Source organism: Curtobacterium sp. MCJR17_043 (assembly GCF_003224315.2).
Classification (GTDB): domain Bacteria; phylum Actinomycetota; class Actinomycetes; order Actinomycetales; family Microbacteriaceae; genus Curtobacterium.
Map to the genome: position 1 here is coordinate 2,433,331 of NZ_CP126259.1, position 22,434 is coordinate 2,455,764.

General features: G+C 72.0%; 19 protein-coding genes and 7 pseudogenes. 5 read left to right on the top strand and 21 right to left on the bottom strand.

The window, feature by feature from the left end; genetic code table 11:
- Positions 1-68: 68 nt before the first annotated feature.
- A pseudogene (locus DEJ15_RS12545) lies at positions 69-1,200 on the top strand (glutamate--cysteine ligase).
- Between the two features lie 91 nt (positions 1,201-1,291).
- Here the strand turns inward: DEJ15_RS12545 and ffh are convergent.
- A pseudogene (gene ffh / locus DEJ15_RS12550) lies at positions 1,292-2,841 on the bottom strand (signal recognition particle protein).
- A gap of 394 nt (positions 2,842-3,235) precedes the next feature.
- Here ffh and DEJ15_RS12555 point away from each other — a divergent pair.
- Positions 3,236-3,859 carry a nucleotidyltransferase domain-containing protein gene (locus DEJ15_RS12555; protein WP_284175066.1) on the top strand — a complete coding sequence of 208 codons (624 nt, stop codon included), beginning with the start codon at positions 3,236-3,238 and terminating at the stop codon, positions 3,857-3,859.
- A 249-nt stretch (positions 3,860-4,108) separates the two neighbouring features.
- Here the strand turns inward: DEJ15_RS12555 and DEJ15_RS12560 are convergent, their stop codons facing one another.
- The 3 genes from DEJ15_RS12560 to ftsY all read right to left on the bottom strand — a co-directional run bounded on the left by DEJ15_RS12560 (position 4,109) and on the right by ftsY (position 6,523).
- Positions 4,109-4,276 (bottom strand): hypothetical protein, encoded by a 168-nt coding sequence (locus tag DEJ15_RS12560; protein ID WP_181419521.1) that lies wholly within the window; start codon positions 4,274-4,276, stop codon positions 4,109-4,111.
- 21 nt (positions 4,277-4,297) lie between these two features.
- Positions 4,298-5,437 (bottom strand): glycosyltransferase family protein, encoded by a 1,140-nt coding sequence (locus tag DEJ15_RS12565; protein WP_284175067.1) that lies wholly within the window; start codon positions 5,435-5,437, stop codon positions 4,298-4,300.
- Positions 5,438-5,653: 216 nt separating this feature from the next.
- Entirely contained in the window at positions 5,654-6,523 is an 870-nt protein-coding gene (gene ftsY / locus DEJ15_RS12570) for a signal recognition particle-docking protein FtsY (protein ID WP_110826137.1), read from the bottom strand.
- A gap of 240 nt (positions 6,524-6,763) precedes the next feature.
- Between ftsY and DEJ15_RS12575 the strand changes: the two genes are divergently transcribed.
- Positions 6,764-7,780 carry a TerC family protein gene (locus DEJ15_RS12575; protein ID WP_502866168.1) on the top strand — a complete coding sequence of 339 codons (1,017 nt, stop codon included), beginning with the start codon at positions 6,764-6,766 and terminating at the stop codon, positions 7,778-7,780.
- Between the two features lie 115 nt (positions 7,781-7,895).
- On the opposite strand, the gene DEJ15_RS12580 is transcribed toward DEJ15_RS12575, so the two are convergent.
- From DEJ15_RS12580 to DEJ15_RS12625, 12 genes and pseudogenes are all read right to left on the bottom strand, one after another.
- The gene (locus DEJ15_RS12580) at positions 7,896-11,006 is read right to left on the bottom strand and encodes an SMC hinge domain-related protein (RefSeq protein ID WP_284175069.1); all 3,111 of its coding nucleotides are present in this window, start codon (positions 11,004-11,006) and stop codon (positions 7,896-7,898) included.
- 283 nt (positions 11,007-11,289) lie between these two features.
- A pseudogene (locus DEJ15_RS12585) lies at positions 11,290-11,457 on the bottom strand (chromosome segregation protein); the annotation flags it as partial.
- Positions 11,397-11,639, bottom strand: coding sequence for an AAA family ATPase (locus DEJ15_RS12590; protein ID WP_284175070.1), 243 nt, complete (start codon positions 11,637-11,639; stop codon positions 11,397-11,399). The gene DEJ15_RS12590 and the pseudogene DEJ15_RS12585, both read right to left, overlap by 61 nt.
- 30 nt (positions 11,640-11,669) lie before the next feature.
- The gene (locus DEJ15_RS19600; protein WP_502866169.1) at positions 11,670-11,747 is read right to left on the bottom strand and encodes a hypothetical protein; all 78 of its coding nucleotides are present in this window, start codon (positions 11,745-11,747) and stop codon (positions 11,670-11,672) included.
- Positions 11,740-12,039, bottom strand: coding sequence for a hypothetical protein (locus DEJ15_RS19605; RefSeq protein ID WP_502866170.1), 300 nt, complete (start codon positions 12,037-12,039; stop codon positions 11,740-11,742). Before DEJ15_RS19605 ends, DEJ15_RS19600 begins: the two co-directional genes overlap by 8 nt.
- 259 nt (positions 12,040-12,298) lie before the next feature.
- A pseudogene (locus DEJ15_RS19610) lies at positions 12,299-12,637 on the bottom strand (DNA-formamidopyrimidine glycosylase family protein); the annotation flags it as partial.
- A 4-nt stretch (positions 12,638-12,641) separates the two neighbouring features.
- The gene (gene rnc / locus DEJ15_RS12600) at positions 12,642-13,373 is read right to left on the bottom strand and encodes a ribonuclease III (RefSeq protein ID WP_110826133.1); all 732 of its coding nucleotides are present in this window, start codon (positions 13,371-13,373) and stop codon (positions 12,642-12,644) included.
- Between the two features lie 13 nt (positions 13,374-13,386).
- Positions 13,387-13,590: a 50S ribosomal protein L32 gene (gene rpmF, locus DEJ15_RS12605; RefSeq protein WP_022905230.1), complete on the bottom strand. Its 204-nt coding sequence runs from the start codon at positions 13,588-13,590 to the stop codon at positions 13,387-13,389.
- 47 nt (positions 13,591-13,637) lie between these two features.
- On the bottom strand, positions 13,638-14,036 hold the full coding sequence (locus DEJ15_RS12610) for a YceD family protein (protein ID WP_284175071.1): 399 nt from the start codon (positions 14,034-14,036) through the stop codon (positions 13,638-13,640).
- Positions 13,924-14,217, bottom strand: a complete 294-nt coding sequence (locus tag DEJ15_RS12615; protein ID WP_284175072.1) for a hypothetical protein — start codon at positions 14,215-14,217, stop codon at positions 13,924-13,926. The genes DEJ15_RS12610 and DEJ15_RS12615 overlap by 113 nt, the downstream gene beginning before the upstream one ends.
- Positions 14,218-14,297: 80 nt before the next feature.
- Positions 14,298-14,786, bottom strand: coding sequence for a pantetheine-phosphate adenylyltransferase (gene coaD, locus DEJ15_RS12620; protein WP_110826132.1), 489 nt, complete (start codon positions 14,784-14,786; stop codon positions 14,298-14,300).
- Between the two features lie 27 nt (positions 14,787-14,813).
- Positions 14,814-17,043, bottom strand: a pseudogene (locus DEJ15_RS12625) (ATP-dependent DNA helicase RecG).
- A 214-nt stretch (positions 17,044-17,257) separates the two neighbouring features.
- On the opposite strand from DEJ15_RS12625, the pseudogene DEJ15_RS12630 reads away from it, so the two are divergent.
- Positions 17,258-17,823: pseudogene (locus DEJ15_RS12630) on the top strand (RsmD family RNA methyltransferase).
- Positions 17,824-17,898: 75 nt separating this feature from the next.
- Here DEJ15_RS12630 and DEJ15_RS19615 read toward each other — a convergent pair.
- Both DEJ15_RS19615 and DEJ15_RS19620 read right to left on the bottom strand, forming a co-directional pair.
- Complete coding sequence (locus DEJ15_RS19615) at positions 17,899-18,174, bottom strand: hypothetical protein (protein ID WP_502866103.1); 276 nt, start codon at positions 18,172-18,174, stop codon at positions 17,899-17,901.
- A complete protein-coding gene (locus DEJ15_RS19620) occupies positions 18,171-18,785 on the bottom strand; it encodes a thiamine-phosphate kinase (protein ID WP_502866104.1) in 615 nt (204 codons plus the stop codon). The genes DEJ15_RS19615 and DEJ15_RS19620 overlap by 4 nt, the downstream gene beginning before the upstream one ends.
- On the opposite strand from DEJ15_RS19620, the gene DEJ15_RS12640 reads away from it, so the two are divergent.
- Positions 18,772-19,515 (top strand): hypothetical protein, encoded by a 744-nt coding sequence (locus DEJ15_RS12640; RefSeq protein WP_502866105.1) that lies wholly within the window; start codon positions 18,772-18,774, stop codon positions 19,513-19,515. The two genes, DEJ15_RS19620 and DEJ15_RS12640, sit on opposite strands and share 14 nt — an antisense overlap.
- 12 nt (positions 19,516-19,527) lie before the next feature.
- On the opposite strand, the gene DEJ15_RS12645 is transcribed toward DEJ15_RS12640, so the two are convergent.
- The 3 genes and pseudogenes from DEJ15_RS12645 to DEJ15_RS12655 form a co-directional block, all read right to left on the bottom strand.
- A complete protein-coding gene (locus DEJ15_RS12645; RefSeq protein WP_110826130.1) occupies positions 19,528-20,673 on the bottom strand; it encodes a D-alanine--D-alanine ligase family protein in 1,146 nt (381 codons plus the stop codon).
- Positions 20,674-20,704: 31 nt separating this feature from the next.
- A pseudogene (locus DEJ15_RS12650) lies at positions 20,705-21,719 on the bottom strand (NAD(P)H-dependent glycerol-3-phosphate dehydrogenase).
- 106 nt (positions 21,720-21,825) lie between these two features.
- Positions 21,826-22,410 (bottom strand): lysophospholipid acyltransferase family protein, encoded by a 585-nt coding sequence (locus DEJ15_RS12655; protein WP_284176208.1) that lies wholly within the window; start codon positions 22,408-22,410, stop codon positions 21,826-21,828.
- Positions 22,411-22,434: the final 24 nt, after the last annotated feature.

The window sequence follows — 22,434 nt, forward strand, 5'->3', positions numbered from 1 at the left end:
GGGTGCTCGTCAGGGCGGACACGCCGCGCTCCCCGCCGATCCGTCAGGTGGACGGGCAGGATGGCCCCATGGACATCCGGTTCACCGAATCAGCCCCGTCGACGATCGGCGTCGAGTGGGAGCTGCCCCTCGTCGACCGCGCGACGGGTGACCTCGCCCCCCGGGCACCGGCTGTGCTCGCAGCCGTGCGGGAGCGCCTGGGCGATGCGGACCGGGTGACGGAGGAGCTCCTGACGAACACGGTCGAGGTCGTCACCGGCGTCCACCGTTCGGTCGGCGGGGCGACGCGGGAACTCTCCGGCATCATCGGCGAGGTCATCGACGCCGCGACTCCCCCTCGACGCCGACGTGATGTGTTCCGGCACACACCCGTTCGCCCAGTGGGACCAGCAGGAGATCACCCCGGACAGCGAGCACTACGCGGAACTCATCGACCGGACCCGCTGGTGGGGACGGCAGATGCTCATCTGGGGCGTCCACGTGCACGTCGGCATCGACGACCGGGACAAGGCCGTCCCGATCATGAACGCGATGCTCGGCTACGTCCCGCACCTGCAGGCGTTCACCGCGTCGAGTCCGTTCTGGGGCGGCACCGACACCGGCTACGCGTCGAACCGGGCCCTGATGTTCCAGCAGCTCCCGACCGGCGGACTCCCGCCCCAGCTCGGGGCATGGGCGAACTTCGAGGAGGTCGTCGGGGACCTCGTGCACACCGGCGTGATCGACGGCGTGAAGGACCTGCGCTGGGACATCCGACCGTCGCCGGGCTGGGGCACGCTGGAGAACCGCGTGTCCGACGGGATCTCCACGCTCGACGAGGTCGGCGCCGTCACCGCACTCGTGCAGTGCCTGGTGACCGAGAGCTCCGACCGGCTCGACGCCGGCGAGACCCTCCAGGCGATGCAGCCCTGGTTCGTCCGCGAGAACAAGTGGCGCGCTGCCCGGTACGGCATGGAGGCCGAGATCATCACGAACGTCGCCGGCGACGAACGGCTCGTGACCGACGAGGTGCACGACCTCGTCACCCGGCTGGACCCGGTCGCCGAGCGGCTCGGTTGCCAGCAGGAGCTGCACCACCTCGACACGATGATCGAGCGCGGCGCGTCCTACCAGCGCCAACTCGCGGTGGCGCAGGAGAACAGCGGGGACCTGCGCGCCGTGGTCTGGCATCTCGTCGCGGAGCTGCGCGACTCGCTCTGACACCCGCCGGACGCACGACGGGAGGCCCGTCACCAGCCGGTGACGGGCCTCCCGTCGTGATGGTGGTCGCGTGCGCGACCCCTGGTCGTGGTCAGCGACCGAGGAACTTCTGGAGCGAGGCGAGCTCCTCCTCGCTGGGTGCCTTGCCGCCCTTGCCCATGCCGAGCCCGAGCCCGGCACCGGACGGTGCCTGCTGCGGGGCGGCCGGGGCGCCCGCCGCGAGCGCCGCGCGCTTCGCCGGGTTGCCGACCTTCTTCTTCTTGGTCTGCGGCTGCTGCTTCTTGCCGCCGTGCATGCCCGGGATCGGTCCCATGCCCGGCATCTGCGGCACACCGCCGCGCGCCACGGTCTTCATCATCTTCGCGGCCTGCTCGAACCGGTTGACGAGGGCGTTCACCTCGGTCACGGTCGAGCCGGCACCGCGCGCGATGCGGAGGCGACGGGAACCGTTGAGGAGCTTCGGCAGTTCGCGTTCCTGCGGCGTCATCGACTGGATGATCGCCTCGGTGCGGATGATCTCCCGCTCGTCGAAGTTGTCGAGCGCCTCGCGCATGCCCTTCGCACCCGGGAGCATGCCGAGCATGCCCTTGATCGAGCCGGCCTTGCGCAGCTGCTGCATCTGCTGCAGGAAGTCGTTCAGCGTGAAGTTGTCGGACGCGATCTTGTCCGCGACCTTGCGCGCCTCTTCCTCGTCGAACGCACCCTGCGCCTGCTCGATGAGGGACAGGATGTCGCCGAGGTCGAGGATGCGGCTCGCCATGCGGTCCGGGTGGAACGGCTCGAAGTCGTCGAGCCCCTCACCCGTCGAGGCGAACATGATCGGTCGGCCCGTGACCGACGCGACCGACAGCGCCGCACCACCGCGGGCATCGCCGTCGAGCTTCGACAGCACGACGCCGGTGAAGTCGACGCCCTCCTGGAAGGCACGGGCGGTGTTCACCGCGTCCTGACCGATCATCGCGTCGATGACGAACAGGACCTCGTCCGGGTCGACCGCCTTGCGGATGTTCGCCGCCTGCTTCATGAGCTCGGCGTCGACACCGAGTCGACCGGCGGTGTCGACGATGACGGTGTCGTACTGCTGGTCGACGGCGGCCTTGATCGCGTTCTTGGCGACCTTGACCGGGTCACCGACGCCGTTGCCGGGCTCGGGGGGCGAAGACGTGCACGCCGGCCTGCTCACCGACGACCTGCAGCTGCTGCACGGCGTTCGGACGCTGGAGGTCCGCCGCGACGAGCATCGGAGTGTGGCCGTCCTTCTTGAGCCACTTGCCGAGCTTGCCCGCGAGGGTCGTCTTGCCCGCACCCTGCAGACCCGCGAGCATGATGACCGTCGGGGGGTCGCTTGGCGAACTCGAGGCGGCGCTGCTGCCCGCCGAGGATGCCCACGAGCTCCTCGTTGACGATCTGGACGACCTGCTGCGCCGGGTTGAGGGCCTTGTTGACCTCGTCCGAGAGCGCACGTTCACGCACGGCGGCGGTGAACGACTTCACCACCTCGAGCGCGACGTCCGCGTCGAGCAGGGCCCGCCGGATCTCGCGGACGGTGCCGTCCACGTCGGACGGGGTCAGCCGTCCCTTGCTCCGCAGGTTGCGGAAGGTCTCGGTGAGCCGATCGGAGAGTGAACCGAATTGCGCCATGATCCGACCATCCTACCGTCCGCGGTCGTCGGCCCGGGAGGCGCGGCGCGGGACCGCACCGCCGGTGCCGTTCACGCCCGCTCGCGCCGGCGGATCTGCCGCGGCCCGGCTGCCACCACCGCAGTGACGACGACCGCGCCGGCGAAGACGCTGAGGGTGACGATCCCCCCACGGCACGGAGTCGCGATCCTGCCGGGGTGGTGGAGCGCTAGCGTCGGGCCATGCGGAACGTACCCCCCCACACTCGACCCAGACGTCGTCGCAGAGATCGACCGCCGGCTCGTGGGCGTCGAGCAGGACCACGGCGTCCGCGTGCCGTGGGCGATCGAGAGCGGCAGTCGGGCCTGGGGGGTTCCCGTCGCCCGACAGCGACTACGACTGCCGGTTCCTCTTCGTGCGACGCTCCGACGACTACCTCGCACTGTGGCCGGGACGGGACGTGATCGAGACCCCACTCGATGCCGTCTTCGACGTCAACGGGTGGGACCTGGCGAAGACCGTCCGTCTCCTGGTGAACGGCAACGCGACCGTGACGGAGTGGCTGCGATCCCCGATCGTCTACAGCGGAGACGAGGGCTTCCGCGACCGCCTCCTGACCCTGGCCGCGGCCGTCGCGGACCGCGGACGCATCGGCCGACACTACCTGCACGTCGCGCACCGACAGCAGGAGCGGGACCTCACGCTGAAGCGGTTCTTCTACGTCCTCCGCCCAGCATCGACACTCCGGTGGCTCCACGACCACCCGGAGAGCGCGACCCCGCCGATGGACCTGTCGACCCTGCTGGCCGACTCGACCGTCCCGTCGCACGTCCGTGACGCCACGGCGGACCTCATCGAGCTGAAGGCGAGGACCCGCGAGATGGGCACGGCCACCGCTCCGGACGTCCTCCAGCGCTTCGTCGCCGACGAACTCGACCGTGCCGCCGGCTTCGACGACGTCCCACCGAGCAGCACCGCGACGGAGGCCCGCCAGATCGCCGAGGACTACTTCCGAGCGGAGGTGCGCCGCTGGTCGTGAGACCGCACCGGAGCACCAGAGCCGGCCGGTACCATCCCCGGCCCGGTACTCAGTCCAATGGCGCACCTGCTCGAGGCGCCGGCAGGGCGCCAGTCGGTACGACTCCCGGACCGGCGGGCACCACCGGCAGCGGCCGGCCGGGAGGCCTCCCACCGGTCCGGGCCGTTCGTCACCTCGACAGCGCGACCGGAACGACGACTGGCGCGTCCCCGCCGAACGGGACGCGCCAGTGGCCGTGGTGTCGCGACGTCAGACGCGCGAGCCGCCTCCGCGCACGCGCCGGAGGATCCACCCCACGACGGCGAGCACGATGAGCACCAGCCCGATGAAGAGCAGGGCCTTGAGCGCGGCGCTGACGATGCCGGTGATCAGCAGGACGACGCCGACGATGATCGCGATGATGAGCAGTGCGGGCATGAGATGTCCTCTTCCGGTCGGTCAGGTACCAGCCGGACGGTACACGTCAGCGGGCTGCTGCGCGCGCCGGTCGACGTCGACGTCCACACCCTGCGCGACGTCACTGTCCACGGCACGACTGCGGAGGAAGACGACCGCCAGGATCGGCAGCAGGATGATCTGTCCCCAGATGCCGATCGACTGCGCCTCGTCCGCCCAGCTCCGCGCCGTCATGCCGACCGCCTTCAGCGCGAAGCTGTGGAACCAGCCGACGAAGAGCAGCAGGTTCGCCGTCATGTACGCGACGACCCACCACAGGCGGATGCGCACGACCGCGAAGAACGGGGTGAGCCACAGGACGTACTGCAGCGAATCGACCTTGTTCGCGACCAGGTAGGCGCAGAGCAGGGCCGCACTCGTCTCGATCCACGGCATCCGACCGCGGCGGAGCCCGATGAGGAGCCCGACGACCAGGACGGCCAGCACGGCGACCGCGGTCGCTCCGGTGGAGAGCAGGTTCAGCTTGTGCTGCACGCCCGGGTCGGGGTTCGCCGACCACGGCTGCAGGCCCCAGTACCAGACCGACATCGTGCTCGGGTCGATGGCCCGGGTGCCCTGGAACCGGATGACGGAGAACCACGACGTGGCGTTGACGACCACGAACGGCAGGTTGGCCGCGAGCACCACGCCGACGGCACCCGCCACGGCAGCGGCCGCGCGACGGAACCGGTCCGGCCACGCCACACCGGCGTCGACCAGGAAGGCGAGGACGAACGGTGCGACGAACGCGAGCGGGTAGAGCTTGAAGGCCCCGCCGAGGCCGAACAGCGCCCCGACGACGACCGCTCGCCAGACGGGTGCGCGTCCGGCCGGCCACCGCACCGCGGCGAACAGGCCGGCAGCGGTGCAGAGCACGGTGAGCAGGTCCCAGTTGTAGAGCGCGTAGAGGAACAGCGGCGGAGTCGCGGCGAAGACCCAGGCGCGGCGTCCGGCGACGCGGGCCAGGAACACGGTGACCAGGACCACCACGGGCACGAAGGTGATCGCCGTGACGACGAGGAACCCGCGCAGCGAGTCGACGGGCAGTGCCGACAGCCAGGCCCAGAGGCCGGTCAGCGTCGGGTACTCGAGGGTGCCGGGCGGCAGACCGCGGTCGGTGAGCTCCCCGACGTAGGGGAACACGTGCGACCCGAGGTCGCGGATCCCCCCACAGGCTGAGGGTGTCGCCGAGGCACGCGTGCCCCGTCACGTACGCCAGGTCCAACCCGTCCGCCGCGCACTGCAGCTTGTGGAACAGGCTCCCGAACGTGAGCGCGACGGCGACGCAGCACATCACCACGAGCTCGAGGACGGAGACGCCGCCGGGAGCGCGGTCGGTCAGACGGCGGAGGACGGGACTCACCCGACCAGGTTCTGCACGAAGACGTGCGGCGTGAAGCCGGTCAGGTCGTTGATGCCCTCGCCCTGGCCGATGAGCTTGATCGGGATGCCCGTCTTCTCCTGCACGCTGAGCACGAACCCTGCCTTGGCCGACCCGTCGAGCTTCGTGATGACGAGTCCCGTGACCCCGGCGCCCTCGATGAAGGCCTGCGCCTGCGCGAGCCCGTTCTGCCCGGTCGTCGCGTCGAGCACGAGCAGGACCTCGGCGATCTCCGTCTGCTTCTCGACGACGCGCTTGATCTTGCCGAGCTCGTCCATCAGCCCGGCCTTCGTGTGCAGCCGGCCGGCGGTGTCGATGACGACGATCTCCGTGCCCTCGCGGATCGCACGCTCGACGGTCTGGTACGCCACCGACGCCGGGTCCTGCCCGGGCTGTGCGGGGCGGACGACGTCGACGCCGGCACGCTGCGCCCACGTCGCGACCTGCTCGACGGCCGCGGCGCGGAACGTGTCGGCGGCGCCGACCAGGACCGTGCGGTCGTAGGTGCGGAGGAACTTCGCGAACTTCCCGATGGTGGTGGTCTTGCCGACGCCGTTGACGCCGACGACGAGGACCACGGCGGGACGGTTGCTCAGCTTGAGCGTCGTGTCGAGCTTCGACAGCCGCTCCTCGAGCACCTCGCGCAGCATGCGGTTGAGGTCGGCGGGGTCCGTCGTGTCGTACCGGGCGACGCGCGCACGGAGGTCCTCGATGATCTCCTCGGAGATGTCGGGGCCGAAGTCCGCGCCGATCAGCGCCGTCTCCAGGTCCTCCCACGTCGTCTCGTCGATGGTCTTCCGCTGGAACAGACCACGGAGCCGGGAGGACAGGGACCAACTACTCGCCATGTTCCCAGCTTACGGGTGCCCACTCGGTGCCGGCCTTCGGTAGGGTCGGAGTCGCGAAGGGGAGTATTCCCTCTCGGCGACCCCGTCAGTACGGCCCGGAACGACCCGGACCCGGGGCGTCGGTCGCGGCCCACCGGATCACCGGACAGGACCGCGGCGGAAGAGACCTTCAGGCTCCGGCGTACCCACTTTCCCTGTGTGGCACGCCCCTGACCTGGAGGCTCTCCATGGACGTCCCCCCTGTACGTGTGGCTCTTCACGATCGCAGGCATCCTCGGCCTGCTCGTGTTCGACTTCTTCTCGCACGTGCGCACGCCGCACGTGCCGCACATCCGCGAATCGGCCTTCTGGTCCATCGTCTACATCGCGCTCGCGATCCTGTTCGGTGTCGGCGTGTGGGTGTTCGGCGGCGGACAGGCCGGCGGTGAGTACTTCGCCGGCTGGTTGACCGAGAAGGCGTTGTCGGTCGACAACCTCTTCGTCTTCCTCATCATCATGACGACCTTCGCGGTGCCGAAGGAGTTCCAGCAGAAGGTCCTGCTCGTCGGTGTCGCGATCGCCCTCGTGGCGCGCGGTGTCTTCATCGCCCTCGGCGTCACGATCATCGAGAACTTCTCGTGGGTCTTCTACCTGTTCGGTCTCCTCCTGTTCTGGCTCGCGTGGTCGCAGGCCAAGGGCGGCGACGAACACGGTGCCGAGGAGGGCGACTCGAAGCTCATCCGTCTGCTCCGCCGCGTGATCCCGACCTCCGAGCACTACGACGGTGACCGCCTCACCACCAAGGTCGACGGCAAGCGCCTCTTCACCCCGATGCTGCTCGTCATGGTCTCGATCGGCCTGACGGACGTGCTCTTCGCGCTCGACTCGATCCCCGCGATCTTCGGGCTGACGCAGGACGCGTTCATCGTGTTCACCGCGAACGCGTTCTCGCTCCTCGGTCTCCGCCAGCTCTACTTCCTCATCGCCGGCCTGCTCGAGCGGCTCATCTACCTCGGTCAGGGCCTGGCCGTCATCCTCGCCTTCATCGGCGTGAAGCTCGTCTTCCACGCCCTGCACGTCAACGAGGTGCCGTTCATCAACGGCGGTCAGCACGTCGAGTGGGCGCCCGAGATCCCGATCTGGTTCTCGCTGGGCTTCATCCTCCTGACGATCACCGTCGCGACGGTCGCGAGCCTCGTCGTGTCGAAGAAGCGCCAGCAGCGCGGCCTCACCCCGACCGGCGAGCCGGCGGACGCCGTCGAGGCCGACGCGAAGTAGTCGCCACCTCCCCACGCCTGACTGGAGGCTCCCCACCGGTCACGGCCGACCCGCCGCTGGCGCGTCGGTCCGGAACCGGCCGGTGGGGAGCCTCCCGTCCGTCTCCGACCGTCGGCTACGCGACCGCTGCGGCGGGCTCGGGCTTCTGCACCCGCTGGCCGACGACGGCGGACACGCCGTCCTGCCGCATCGAGACCCCGTACAGCGCGTCGGCGATCTCCATGGTCCGCTTCTGGTGCGTGATGACGATGAGCTGCGACGACTCCTGCAGCCGCCCGAACACGGTGAGCAGGCGGCCGAGGTTCGCGTCGTCGAGCGCCGCCTCGACCTCGTCCATGATGTAGAACGGGCTCGGCCGGGCCGTGAAGATCGCCACGAGCAGCGCCACGGCAGCCAGGGACCGCTCCCCGCCGGACAGCAGCGTCAGCCGGTCGATCTTCTTGCCCGCGGGCTTGACCTGCACGTCGATGCCGGTGGTGAGCAGGTCGTCCGGGTTCGTCAACGTGATCGATCCCGAACCGCCGGGGAACAGGATCGGGAACACGACGTCGAACGCCTCGCGGGTGTCCTCGAACGCGGACGCGAAGATGGTCTGCATCTTCCCGTCGAGCTCCTCGATGATCGTCAGGAGGTCGGCGCGGGTCTTCTGCAGGTCGTCGAGCTGGTCGGACAGGAACGCGTGCCGCTGCTCGAGCGCCTGGAACTCCTCGAGCGCGAGCGGGTTCACCTTGCCGAGCCGCCCGAGGTCACGCTCGGCCGCGGCGAGTCGGCGCTCCTGCTCGGCGCGGACGTACGGCGTGGTCGGGACGTCCGCGGGGTCGACGTCGGGTGCCTCGTACTCGGGCAGGGCAGGCCCGCCGGGCAGGGTCGAGCCGGCGGCGAGCACGGTCTCGTCGGTGTCGTCGGTCTCGTCGACGTCGACACCGACCGGGTCGAGGTCGTCAGCGGCCGTGTCCTCGGCCCCCGTCGACACGTCCTCGGCAGCGGCCGCTCGTGCCGCCTCGCGGTGCCGTCGTGCGAGCACCCGCGGGTCGATGAGCACGTCGACCGGCACGGGGACGTCCGGCCCGTACTCCGCGACGAGCACGGTCTCGCCGAGCCCGAGTTCGCTCTGCGCCCGGTCGAGGACCCCGGACAGGTGCAGCCGCTTCTCGTAGATCTCCATCTCGAGCGAGTGCACCCCGTCGGTGATGGTCTGCAGACGGTCCCGCAGCTCGCGCTCCTCGTTCCGGATGCCCTGCAGCTCGGTGTTGCGCTTCGTGCGCTCGGACTCCTCGGTCGCGAGCTGCACCCGGGCCTCGGCCAGCGAACGGTCGACGGCGGCGAGGACCACCGGCAGGTCGGCCAGGACACCCTCGGCCGAGGCGATCTGCCCCCGTCGGATGACCGCGAGACGCGCAGCCTCCTCGGCCGCCGCCCGCTCCGCTCCGAGTTGCCGCTCGAGCTGGTCCGCCCGACGCCGCTCGGCCCGGGCACGCTCGCGGGCGGTCTCGACCTGCAGTCGGTGTTCGATCTCCGCCGCCCGGGCGGCGTCGACGGCGTCCTGCGCCGCCGGCCGGGCGGACGCGTCGACGACCGGGCGCGGGCGCTCCGCGAAGGCCCGGAGCTCCGCTTCGGCCGCGGCGAGTGCCGCTTCGGAGGCCGCAGTCGCACCGTCCGTCTCGGCGAGGGCTGCGCGCAGCCGCTCGACCTCGGCAGCGGTGTTCTCCGCCCGGGCGCGGGCGGAGGCACTGGTCCGGTCGTACTCCGCCGTCGCGCGGGCGTGGGCGCGCGCGGCCCGGTCCGCCTCGTCCACCGCCCGCCGTGCGGCCTCCACCGCGGTCCGCGCAGCCTGGAGGCCCGCGGCCGCCTCCTCCGCCTCGGCCACCACGGTCTCCCGGCGGGTGGCCGCTGCGTCGCGGTCCGCGGCCAACTCGATGCGGGACGTCGAGCGCTGCCCGCCGCCGGTCACCCGCGCCGCGCGCACGAGGTCGCCGGACCGCGTGACCACCGTGGCGTCCGGGGCGGCCGCGAGCACCGCCTCCAGGTCGACGTCGTCCCGGTCGGCGACCAGCGTCTCGGTCAGGACCGCGGTGAGCGCGGGCGGGCCGGTCACGACGTCGAGCGCGGCCCGGACGCCGGGCGGCAGCGCGGCGGGCAGCCGTGACGCACTGCCGGCCACGTCGGCGACGACCACGTCGATGCGACCGAGGTCCGCGGCCCGGGCGTGGTCGACGGCGTCGAGCGCAGCCCGCCGGTCCTCGGCGAGCACGGCGTCCGCGAGCCCGTCGAGTGCGGTGGCGACGGCCGCCTCGTACCCGGGCGTGACCGTGAGACGGTCGGCGAGCCGGCCGGCGATCCCCTCGCGACCGGCGTCGATGAGCGCTTGCGAACCGTCACGGACGTCGATCGAGAGCGCGAGCGCGGCGATCCGGGCGTCGAGGGCGTCCCGTTCGCGCTCGAGCGCGTGCAGTCGGTCCCGGTGCGTGTCCCGGTCCGCCTGGGCTCGGTCGAGCTGGTCGCGGGCCGCCGCCAGCGTCGCAGTGAGTGTCTCGTCGTCGGTGTCCAGCGCCGGGTCGCGACCGAGGTCCTCCAGGGTGGCGGCGGCCTGCTCGGCACGGACGACCGCCTCGGAGAGCGCTCGCTCCCGCCGCTCCCGGTCGGCGACGGCCGACGACCGCCGCGAGCGCGCCACCTCGACGGCCCCGGCGAGCCGCTGGCCGTTCAGGTCGTGCTGCGCGACGCGGGCAGCCTGCGCGGCGATCTGCTCGTCGAGCGCGTCGAGTGCGGCACGAGCGGCCTGCACCCGCTCACCGACGGCGGTCGTCCCACCCTGCATCTCCTGCGCACGCAGGTCGAGCCGGTCGGCTTCGGCGCGGACGCCGGCGACCCGCTCGGGCGTGACGGTCGGGCCCTGCTGCGGTGCCTCGGCCTGCTGCGCGAGGAACATCAGCCGCTGGTTCGCGAGCATCGACAGGCTGCGCAGTCGCTCCTGCACGCTCTCCAACCGGTGGACCACGGTCCGGGCGCGGTCGACGTCGTCGCCGACCATGCTCTGCTCGACCTGCTGCTGCCGCTGCCGGATCTGCTCGAGCCGCTCCTGCAGGACGATGCGCTCGGACTTCCGACCGGTCTCGACCTCGACGTGGTCGCGCAGTTCGCGCCGCAACCGCACGACGTCGTCGGCGAGCAGGCGGGCCTTGGCGTCCCGGGCGACGGCCGCGACCGACTGCGCCTTGCGGGCCACCTCGGCCTGGCGTCCGAGCGGTTTCAGCTGCCGGCGGATCTCCCCCCGCCAGGTCCGACAGCCGTGTCAGGTTCGTCTGCATCGCGTCGAGCTTCCGGAGCGTCTTCTCCTTCCGGCGGCGGTACTTGAGGATGCCGGCAGCCTCCTCGATGAACCCGCGCCGGTCCTCCGGGGTGGCGTGCAGCACCTTGTCGAGCTGGCCCTGCCCGACGATGACGTGCATCTCCCGGCCCAGCCCGGTGTCGCTCAGCAGCTCCTGGACGTCGAGCAACCGACAGTTCTCGCCGTTGATGGCGTACTCGCTGCCACCGTTCCGGAACAGCGTCCGCGAGATCGTCACCTCGGCGTACTCGATCGGCAGCAGACCGTCGGCGTTGTCGATCGTCAGGGTCACCTGTGCGCGACCGAGGGGACCGCGGGTGGCGGTGCCGGCGAAGATGACGTCCTCCATCTTGCCGCCGCGGAGGGTCTTCGCCCCCCTGCTCCCCCCATCACCCAGGCAAGGGCGTCGACGACGTTCGACTTGCCGGAGCCGTTCGGGCCGACGATGCATGTGACGCCCGGCTCGAACGCGAACGTCGTGGGCTGCGCGAAGGACTTGAACCCCTTGAGGGTCAGGCTCTTCAGGTACATGCGGTCTCCGGCTGGTCGGTTCGCGTCAGGCTAACGCCTGCGCTGCCGCGGAGCGGGCTGGCACACGGGGCAGCGGTGGCTCGACCGGTTCATGAAGGCCTCACGCACGATCGCGGTGCCGCACCGCGGGCAGGGCTCCCCCCTGCTGGCCGTACACCGCGAGGCGTTGCGAGAAGTACCCGGACTGCCCGTTCACGTTGACGTACTGCGCGTCGAAGCTCGTCCCGCCGTCCTCGAGCGCGCGGCGGAGCACGGCCCGGACCTCGTCGAGGAGCAGGTGCAGCGTCGCCCGGGGCAGCCGGTCGGCCGGTCGGTCGAAGTGCAGGCGCGCTGCCCACAGCGACTCGTCCGCGTAGATGTTCCCGATGCCGCTGATGACCCCCCTGGTCGAGCAGCACACGCTTGATGCCGCTGGACCGCTTCCGCGCCGCGGCGGTGAAGCGGTCGTCGTCGAACGCGGGGTCGAGCGGGTCCCGGGCGATGTGCGACACCTGGAACGGGATCCGTCGGCGCCAGTCGGCTCGCGGGTCGGTCGTGTCGATCTGCCCGGCGTGGCCGGCGGCAGCGCCGTCGACCGTGGGCAGCATCCGGTCGATCGCCATCGACCCGAAGGTGCGCTGGTCGACGAACTCGAGCTGCACCGGTGCCTCCCGGACGCCGTCCCGGTCCGTCCCGGGAGGCTGCACGTCGAGGACGATCCGCCGGTGCCGTGCGGCGGGTCGGTCGCGGCCGAGCAGGATCTGGCCGCTCATGCCGAGGTGCGCGACCAGTGCTTCGGGTCGGTCCCCGTCGGGGTCCAGCGGGAACCACATGAACTTCCCGCGACGGACGGCCGCGGCGATCGTCCGCCCGGTCAGGCGGTGCGCGAAGTCCTCGGCAGGCCCGTCGTGGCGGGTGAGCGCGCGCTCGTCGTGCACCTGCACGGCGAGCACCCTGGCGCCGGTGACGGCGGGTTCGAGGCCGGCGCGGACGACCTCGACCTCGGGGAGTTCGGGCACCCGGTCAGCCCTCGACGGGACGTCCGGACAGTCGCGTCCAGGCGTCGAGCGCGGCGGACATCTCCGCCGTCTTCTTGCTCGTGCCGGTGCCGGTGGCGACGTCCTCGCCCTGCAGCACGACCGTCGCGTGGAAGGTCTTGTCGTGGTCCGGGCCCGCTTCGGTGATGCGGTAGGCGGGGTTGCCGAGCGAGCGCGCGGAGGCGAGCTCCTGCAGGCTCGTCTTCGGGTCCATCGCGGCGCCGAACCGCGCGGGGTCGACCAGCAGCGGCGCGACGAGCCGCAGCACCAGGTCGGTGGCGGCGTCGGCGCCGGCGGACAGGTACGTCGCCCCGATCACGGCTTCCACCGTGTCGGCGAGGATCGACGACTTGTCGCGACCACCGGTCTGCTCCTCGCCCTTGCCGAGCCGGAGGTACGCGCCGAGCCCGATGTGGCGGGCGATCTCGGCGAGGGCGACCGTGGAGACGAGGCTCGCGCGCCGCTTGGCGAGCTCGCCCTCGTCGAGTTCCGGGTAGTCACGGAACAGCTTGACAGTCACGGCCTGCCCGAGGATGGAGTCGCCGAGGAACTCGAGCCGCTCGTTGTGCCCGATCCCGCCGTGCTCGTACGCGTACGACCGGTGGGTGAGGGCGAGCTGCAGGAGTTCCGGGTCCACCGGCACGTCGAGGAGGTCGCGCAGACGAACGACGTCCGACCCCACGGGGCGGGACCCCGCGGCGCCGGACGTCGCAGTCATGAGGGGAGTCCGATCAGACGTCGGCGACCTTGCGGCCCTTGTACTCCATGTACAGGGGCGTGCCGGCCGAGTCCTCGACGACCTTCGCGCGGTGCGGGAGGCTGTAGGTGACCTTGCCGTTCTCGATCGTCTTCACGAGCTGGACCGGTGCGGCCTTCCACTGCGATCGACGGGCGTGCGTGTTCGCACGGGACTGCTTGCGCTTGGGGACGGCCATGGTGGTTCTCTTTCGCTTGGTCGGTGGTCAGTCGTGGGCGGTGGCGGTCACTCGGCCTGGTCGGCCGGCGTCCGCTCCTCGTCCGCGGTGGTCTGGTCGGGAGTGCTGTCGTCGAACTGGATCCCGCTGAGCGCAGCCCAGCGAGGATCGGTGGCAGCGGTTGTCGGCCGCTCGCCGATGTCCGCCAGGCGCTCACCCGTCTCCGGGTCGAGTCCTGGGCAGTCCGGCCGGCAGACCGGCTGGAACGGCAGTGACAGCACCACCGCGTCTCGGACGACCGGTTCACAATCCACGTGGTCATCGTGAACCTGGTAGTCGAATTCCTCCGAGGCATCATACGCGAACAGTTCCGCGAATTCGACCTCGACGAGCTCGCTGACGTCGATGAGACAGCGCGAGCACTCCCCCCGTCGCCTCGGCCCGGGCGGTGCCGGACGCGAGCACACCCTCGTGGAGGCCCTCGAGCTTCACGTCGAGGTGCATCTGGTCGCCCTCGCGCACGGCGATGAGACCGGCGCCGAGGGTGCTCGGGACGGTGATGTCGAGCGACACCTCGCGCATGTCGCCCGGCCGGTGCGCGAGGTCACGCACACGCAGGGCGTAGGGGCTGTTCACGGAGGAAGACACGATCAACCAGCCTACCCCGCTCAGGCCGACGAGTCGAGCACCCGGAGCGTGTCGAGGGCGGCCGTCCGTCGGTCCGGCCGTCAGGCCCGCCCGGCGAGCGCGCGGGCCACCGCGTCGGGCACGTACGGCGTCACGTCGCCACCGAGGGACGACACCTGCCGGATGAGCGAGCTCGAGACGTGCGCCCGGGCGGCGTCCGGCAGCAGGAAGACCGTCTCCACCCCGGCGAGGTGCCGGTTCATGATCGCCATCGGGGTCTCGTAGGCCACGTCCTCGCCGGACCGCACACCCTTCACCAGGATCTTCGACCCCACCTGCCGGCAGTAGTCGACCAGGAGCCCGGCCGTCCACTCCCCGACCACGACCCGGCCCGGGATCCCGAGCTCCGTGACGGACTCCCGGATGAGCCGGACCCGGTCGCCGGCGTCGAACAGTGCCGCCTTCTTGTCGGGGTTGTGCACGACGAGCACGTGCACCTCGTCGAACAGGTCCACGGCACGGGCGATCACGTCGAGGTGTCCCAGCGTCACGGGGTCGAACGAGCCGGGCACCACGGCGATCTTCGTCATGTGAGCGACGATACCGGCCGACTCCGCTCAGTTCTTCCCGAGGAAGGCCGCGTCGGACTCGTCGAGGCGGCGTGCGAGGGCGTCCCGGAGCGCGGGACTGCCGCTCAGGTCCGGGTCGTCCTCCAGGAGGCGTTCGGCCTCCTCCCGCGCGTCCACGATGAGGTCGGCGTGCTGCACCACGCGCAGGAGCGTCAACGACGACCGCCCACCCGACTGCCGTTCGCCGAGCACGTCGCCCTCCCGGCGCAGTTCGAGGTCGACCCGTGCCAGCTCGAACCCGTCGTCGGACGCGGCCACCGCGTCCACGCGCTCCCGTGACACCGTGTCGGTCTCGGCGGCGGTGACGAGCAGGCAGACACCCGCGTACTGCCCGCGACCGATGCGCCCGCGCAACTGGTGCAGCTGCGAGACGCCGAACCGGTCGGCGTCGAGCACCGCCATCATCGAGGCGTTCGGGACGTCGACACCGACCTCGATCACCGTCGTCGCGACGAGCACGTCGACCGCGCCGTCGGCGAAGGACGTCATCACGCGGTCCTTCTCCTCCGCCGACATCCGGCCGTGCAGGACCTCGATGCGCCGCCCCGCGAGCACGGGCATGGCGCGCATCCGTTCCGCGGTCGCGAGGACCGTCGCGGGCTTCCTGGTCGGCGTGCCGTCGGCGTCGGCGCCGCCCGGCGTGCCGTCGGCCGCGGCTCCGTCGCCGGCGGGACCGGGCGTCCCGTCGTCCTCGCCGTGCGCGTCGTCGATCGCCGGACAGACGACGAACGCCTGGCGCCCGTCCGCCAGCTCCTCGGCCATCCGCGTCCAGATGCGGGACTCCCACCCGGGGTGCTCGGCGAGCCCGACGGTGAACGTCTCGACCCCGGCCCGGCCGGACGGCATGCCCTGGATCGTCGAGACGTCGAGGTCGCCGAACACGGTCATCGCCACGGTCCGCGGGATGGGCGTCGCGGTGAGGACGAGCACGTGCGGTGGCGTCGAGCCCTTCGTCCGCAGGGCCTCACGCTGCTCCACCCCGAAGCGGTGCTGCTCATCGACGACCACCAGGCCGAGTTCGGCGAAGTCGACCCGGTCGCCGAGCAGCGCGTGGGTGCCGACCACGAGGCGGGACCCACCGGACGCCGCGGCGAGCAGCGCCCGCCGGCGCTCGTCGGTGGACTGCGACCCGGTCAGGATCACCGGACGGAGCTCCGCGGCCAGGTCCGGCCCGAGGAACTTCACGATCGACCGGAGGTGCTGCGCGGCCAGGACCTCCGTCGGGGCGATCAGCGCGGACTGTCCGCCGGACTCCGCCACGGTGAGCATCGCCCGGATCGCGACGAGGGTCTTGCCCGAACCGACCTCGCCCTGCACGAGCCGGTGCATCGGCCAGGTCCCGGCCATGTCCTGCGCGATCTCGGCCCCGACCGACCGCTGGTCGTCGGTCAGGGTGAACGGCAGGCTCGCGTCGAAGCGCTCGAGGACGCCGCCGGGCGACGCGGTCCGGGCGACGGACGCCGTGGCCCGCGCCGCGATCCGGCGCTGCACCAGCGCGGTCTGCAGCACGAACGCCTCGCGGTAGCGCAGGGCGTCCTGCGCCCGTTTGAAGTCGGACACCTTCTCCGGCCGGTGCAGCAGTTCGAGTGCCCGACGGAACGGCACGAGGTCGAGCCGGGTCCGGACGGAGGCCGGGATCGGGTCGGCGACGTCCGGCAGCGTGTCGAGGACGACCCCCATGGCCTTCGCGATCTGCCAGGACGACAGGGAAGCCGTGGCCGGGTAGATGGGGATCGGCTGGCGCGACCAGCGGATCGCCTCCTCCGACCCCGGGTCCGCCGTGGCGCGGGGGGTCGTCCCGGTCGAAGAGCTCGTAGTCCGGGTGCGCCAGCTGCCGGGCGCCGCGGTAGTCGCCGACCTTGCCGGCGAAGACCCCGCGGGCGCCGGGCACGAGGTCCTTCGTCCGCCACCCCTGGTTGAAGAACGTCAGGGTCAGCAGGCCGGTCCCGTCCCCGATCTTGGCCTCGAGGATGGAGCCCCGTCGCGCCCGCATGGTGCGCTCCCGGACCTCGACCACCTCGGCGACGATCGTGACCGACTCGCCGATCGCGAGCGAGTCCAGCGCCGTGAGTGCGCCGCGCTCCGCGTAGCGACGCGGAGCGTGCTCGAGGAACTCCCCGACGGTGCGGTGCCCGAACGCCTTCTCGATCGCCTTCGCCGTCCGCCCACCGAGGACGTTCGCCAGCCGCACGTCGAGCGGCGCCGGGCCCCACTGCACGGGTCCCCCCCACGGCAGCGGACGGCGCGTCGCCGACCGACGCAGCGCCCGCACGGGCGGCGTCAGCGCCCGCGGCTGGGCTCGTCGGAGCGGCATCGGTGCGGGAGGTGGCCACGCCCCAACGGTACCCGCGACGTCCGACCCGCCACGAGCCTCCCCCGGCGGGGCTGTGGAGGACGCCGGGGTCGCCGCCGCGGCCCGCTACGGTGGCAGCATGACGCGCATCATCGCCGGCGCCGCCGGGTCCACGACGCTCCGGGTGCCGAAGTCCGGCACCCGACCGACGAGCGACCGTGTGCGCGAGGCGCTGTTCTCCTCCCTCGAGTCGCGCGGGCTCATCGACGACACCTCGGTCGCGGACCTGTACGCCGGAACCGGTGCGCTCGGCCTCGAAGCCGCGTCCCGGGGTGCGGTCGAGGTGTCCCTGGTGGACCGCGCCGCGTCCGCGGCGGCCGCCTGCCGCGAGAACGCGCGCGCGGTGCAGAAGCGCGCGCCTGGTGTCCGCATCGACGTCCACGCGCAGCCCGCACTGGGGTACCTGCGGGGGGACGGCGAAGACGTTCGACCTCGTCTTCATCGACCCGCCGTACGAGGTCGCCGAGTCCGAGGTCACCGACGTGCTCGAGGCCCTCGTGTCACGCGTGACGCCCGGTGCGGTCGTCGTCGTCGAACGCGGCACCCGCTCCCCCCGAGCCCACGTGGCCGGCCGGGCTCACCCGGTTCAGCAAGCGCTCGTGGGGTGACACCGTGGCATGGGAGGCCGTGGCCGACGCGGACTGAGGCTACCGCCGCTCCGACCGGAGCCGGACCTGCTGCCGGGCCGGTGCCGGAGCGCGCGGGGGGTGCGACTTTGCGTCAGCCCGCGACGCCGTCCCAGTCCGCGTACGGGTCCCACCCCGTCGTCGGGACGGGCGTCCCGCCACGAACCAGGTCCACGGACCGCTCCGCATGGTCCGCTCCCGCGTGGGACGTGCGCTCGCGCACCACGCCGATCCGGCGGAAGCCGCCCGGCAGGCGCGTCCCGACCGGGAAGGTCGCCAGCAGCCCGTGGTCCTCGCCGCCGTGCAGCGCGACCTCGTCCACCACCCCGTCGGGCGCCGACGCCTCGGCCGGGTCGAGTTCCAGGGTCACGCCACTCGCCCGGGCGAGGCGCCCTGCGTCGATCGCGAGCCCGTCGGACAGGTCGAGCATCGCCGTCGCACCGGCTGCGGCAGCCAGCGGACCGTCGGCGATCGGGGGGGACCGGGCGGCGCTGCCGGGCGACGTCGGGGTCCGTGTCGGCCCCGCTCGCCCGGACCCGCTCGACGTCGGGCTCCCCCCGCGGCGTCGACGCCGTCCCGGAACAGCCGGGCCAGGCCGCGGGCGGCGGCGCCGAGCTCCCCGGAGACAGCGAGGACGTCACCGACCCGGGCACCGGACCGGACGACGGGGTCCCGCCCTCCGAGGTCCCCGAACGCGGTGACGGTCAGCGAGAACGTCGCCGACGTGGACAGGTCGCCGCCGACCACCCCGCACCCCGGAGCGAGGGCGTCGACGGCGAGTCGGAACCCGTCCGCGACGCCCTCCAGCACCGCGACCTGGGTGTCCGGCGGAGCCGCGATCGCGACGACGAGACCGGAGGGCACGGCGCCCATCGCGGCGACGTCGGAGAGGTTCGTGGCGGCGGCCTTCCAGCCGACGTCCTCGGGCGAGGACCACGCCCACCGGAAGTCCGGGCCGTGCACCATCATGTCCGTGGTCACGACGAAGCGGCCGTCGGGGGGCGGCGACGACGGCGCAGTCGTCCCCGGGCCCGAGGACCGGGGACCCGGCGGGGAGGCGTCGCGTGACCCGGTCGAGCACCGCGAGTTCGCCGAGCGCTCCGACGGTCGTGCGCTGTGCTCCGGCGGTCGCCCGCCCGTCGACGCCGTCGGGACCGTCGGTGCGGTGCTCGTGCTGGTGCTCGTCGTGCGTCGCGTCCACACGAGAACGGTAGCCTGGACGCCGATGGACACCGCGCGCCGAGGACCCCGCATCATCGCCACCGTGCTCGCCGCGGCGGCGGTCGTGGCCGGGCTGTCCGGCTGCACGAACGCGGTCCGCATGGAGCCCGCTCCCGCAGCGGACGCGGCCGCGTGTGCCGATGCCCAGGTCCGCCTGCCCGCGGTCGTCAACGACACCCTGGCGCTCCGCAACACCTCCGCACAGGCCACGGCGGCGTGGGGGGTCCCCCTCCGCCGTGCTCTACCACTGCGGTGTCGCCGTGCCGACCGTCTCCGACCTGCCGTGCTTCTCGCAGGGCTCCGTGGACTGGATCCGCGACGACCGGGGGGAAGGAGGTCGTCTACACGACGTTCGGCCGGTCCCCCCGCGGTCCAGGTCGTCATCGACACCTCCCGCGCGACGGGCGACGCCCTGCAGGACCTCGGTGACGCCGTGTCACGGCTGCCGGAGGACGGCCACCGCTGCCTCGACCCGCAGGACGTCGACTGACCCGGACGGTCCTCAGCGGACCGCGGCGCGTCCCAACTCGATGAGCTCCGCGACGAGTTCCGGGTAGGGCAGCCCCGACGCCGCCCAGCAGCGCGGGTACATCGAGAACGGGGTGAACCCCGGCATGGTGTTGACCTCGTTCACGACGAAGCCGTCGTCCGTCAGGAAGCAGTCCACACGGGCCAGCCCGGCGCCGCCGATCGCCTCGAAGGCACGCGCTCCGACGGAACGGATCTCGTCGGTCTCCGCCTCGGTGAGCGGGGCCGGGCACAGCAGCTGCTCGTCACCGCCCAGGTACTTGGCGGCGAAGTCGTAGAAGCCGTCCTCGGCGACGACGATCTCCCCGGGCAGGCTCGTCCGCGGCACGCCGTCACGACCCTCGAGCACGGCGACCTCGACCTCGCGGCCGACGACCCGCGGCTCGACGATGACCTTGCTGTCGTGCTCGAAGGCGAGGTCCATCGCCGCACCGAGCTGAGCGGGGTCGTCGACGCGCGAGACGCCCATGCTCGACCCGGCGCGTGCGGGCTTCACGAACAGCGGGAAGCCGTGCGCGGCGACGGTCTCGGCGACGTCGACCGGATCGGCCTGCCACTGCCGACGGAGCACCGTCGTCCACGGGGCGACCCGGAGCCCGGCGTGCTCGAGGACCGCCTTCGCGACGTGCTTGTCCATGGCCAGGGCGCTCGCCAGGACGCCGTCGCCGACGTAGGGCAGGCCGGCGGTCTCGAGCAGGCCCTGGACGGTGCCGTCCTCGCCGAAGGGTCCGTGCAGGATCGGGAAGACGACGTCGACGTCCCCGAGCGACTCGACCGAGCCGTCCGGCAGTTCGACGGAGAACCCACGGGAGTCGCCGGAGAGCGGGAAACGGACGCGGGTGCCGTTGTCCGGCACGGTCGGGAGCTCCTGACCCCGGAGTGCCCAGACCGACGGGTCGTCCGCCTGGAGCGTGAACGCCCCGTCCTTCGTGATGCCGATCGGCAGCAGGTCGTACCGGTCGCGGTCGACGACGTCCATGATGCCGCCGGCGGTCACGCAGCTGATCTCGTGCTCGCTCGACCGGCCACCGAAGAGCACGGCGACGGTGGTCCGCTCGTCGGTGCCGCTCGGCGTGCGCTCGGCGTCGGTCGGTTCGGATGCGGGCGCGGTGCTGCTCATGGACGCTCCAAGCGGTGGGTACCGGGACCGGTCACTCGCCCTGGGGCTCGTCGGTCTCCGTGAGGTGCGGCGCGATGTTGCGCGGATCGAGCCTACCGGCGAGGACCTCGCCCACCTGTCCGACGATGGGCATGTCGACGCCGTTCGCCCGGGCCAGCTCGAGGATGGGCGCGACCGAGGCCAGGCCCTCCGCGGTCTGGTTCATCTGCCGCACGACCTCGTCGAACCGGTACCCCTGCCCGAGCAGGCGCCCGGCGGTGTTGTTGCGCGACAGCGGCGACTGGCAGGTGGCGATGAGGTCGCCGAGGCCCGCGAGACCGGACAGCGTCGACGGCTGCGCGCCGAGCGACACCGCGAACTCGGTCATCTCGGCGAGGCCGCGGGTGATGATCGACGCCTTGGTGTTCTCGCCGTACCCGACACCGTCGACGATGCCGATCGCCACCGCGATGAGGTTCTTGAGGACCCCACCGAACTCGGTGCCGATCACGTCGGTGTTGATGAAGGAGCGGAAGTACGGGTTCGTCGCCACGGCTGCCACGGCGGTCGCGGTGTCCGCACTGGACGACGACACGACGGCCGCGGTGGGCTGCCGGCGGGCGATCTCGAGCGCCAGGTTCGGTCCGCTCGCGACGGCGATGCGGTCCTGGTCGATGCCGAGGCCGTCGAGGAGCACCTCGCTCATCCGCAGGCCGGTCGCCTTCTCCACGCCCTTCATGAGGCTCACGACGGGCACATCCGCGGGCAGGAGTTCGCGGATGGCGGCGAGGTTCGAGCGCAGCGTCTGCGACGGCACCGACACGTAGACCTGCTCGGCACCGGACAGCACCGCTGCCAGCGACGTCGACGCGGTGAGGGTCCGCGGCAGGTTGATGCCGGGCAGGTACTCCGAGTTCCGCTTCGTCTCGGTGATCTCCCGCGCGACCTCGGGACGCCGGGCCCAGAGCACGGTCTCGGCCCCGCCCTCGGCGAGCACCTTGGCGAACGTGGTCCCCCCAGCTGCCGGCACCGATCACGGCGACCCGTGGCTTGTCGGTCGACTGCATGACGACGCGGATCGCGGCGGTGTCCACGGCGCCGCGGGCTGCGACGGAGGGGTCCGGGTGGTCGTCGTGCGGGCGGAGGCCGGGCGCGCTGGTCCGGTCGGCTGCGTCACTCAAACTTGCCGGTCTCCTTCTGCTTGTTCGCGGTCGGGTCCCAGCGCTCGGCGGGCGCCTGCTCACCGCGGAGGCCCTCGAGCAGCGCGGTGATGCGCTCCATGAGCAGCGCGGTCACCTCGGTGAGGGCTTGCTGGTCGACCGGCTTCCCACGCCACCGCGACAGGTCGAGCGGCTCGCCGTAGACGATGTCGACCTTCGCCGGCGGGAACAGGCGGAGCTTCTTGCCGTACCGCGCCATGATCCGCTGCGTGCCCCAGTGGGCCATCGGGATGAGCGGGACGTCGTTCTCGAGGGCGATCCGCGCCGCCCCGGTCTTGCCGCGCATCGGCCACAGGTCCGGGTCACGGGTGAGCGTGCCCTCGGGGTAGACGATGACTGCGCCGCCGTTCGACACGAGTCCCTTGCCGCCCTTCAGCGGGTCGTTCAGGCGGGTCCGGCCGTTGCGCTCGACGGGGATCTGCCCCATACCGCTCATGAGCTTGCCGAACACCGGCACGCGGAACAGCGACGCCTTCGCGAGGAACCGCGGCGATCGACGGTGCAGCCACACGGTCGTCCCGACGACGAGCGGGTCGATGTTCGTGTAGTGGTTCGGGGCGAG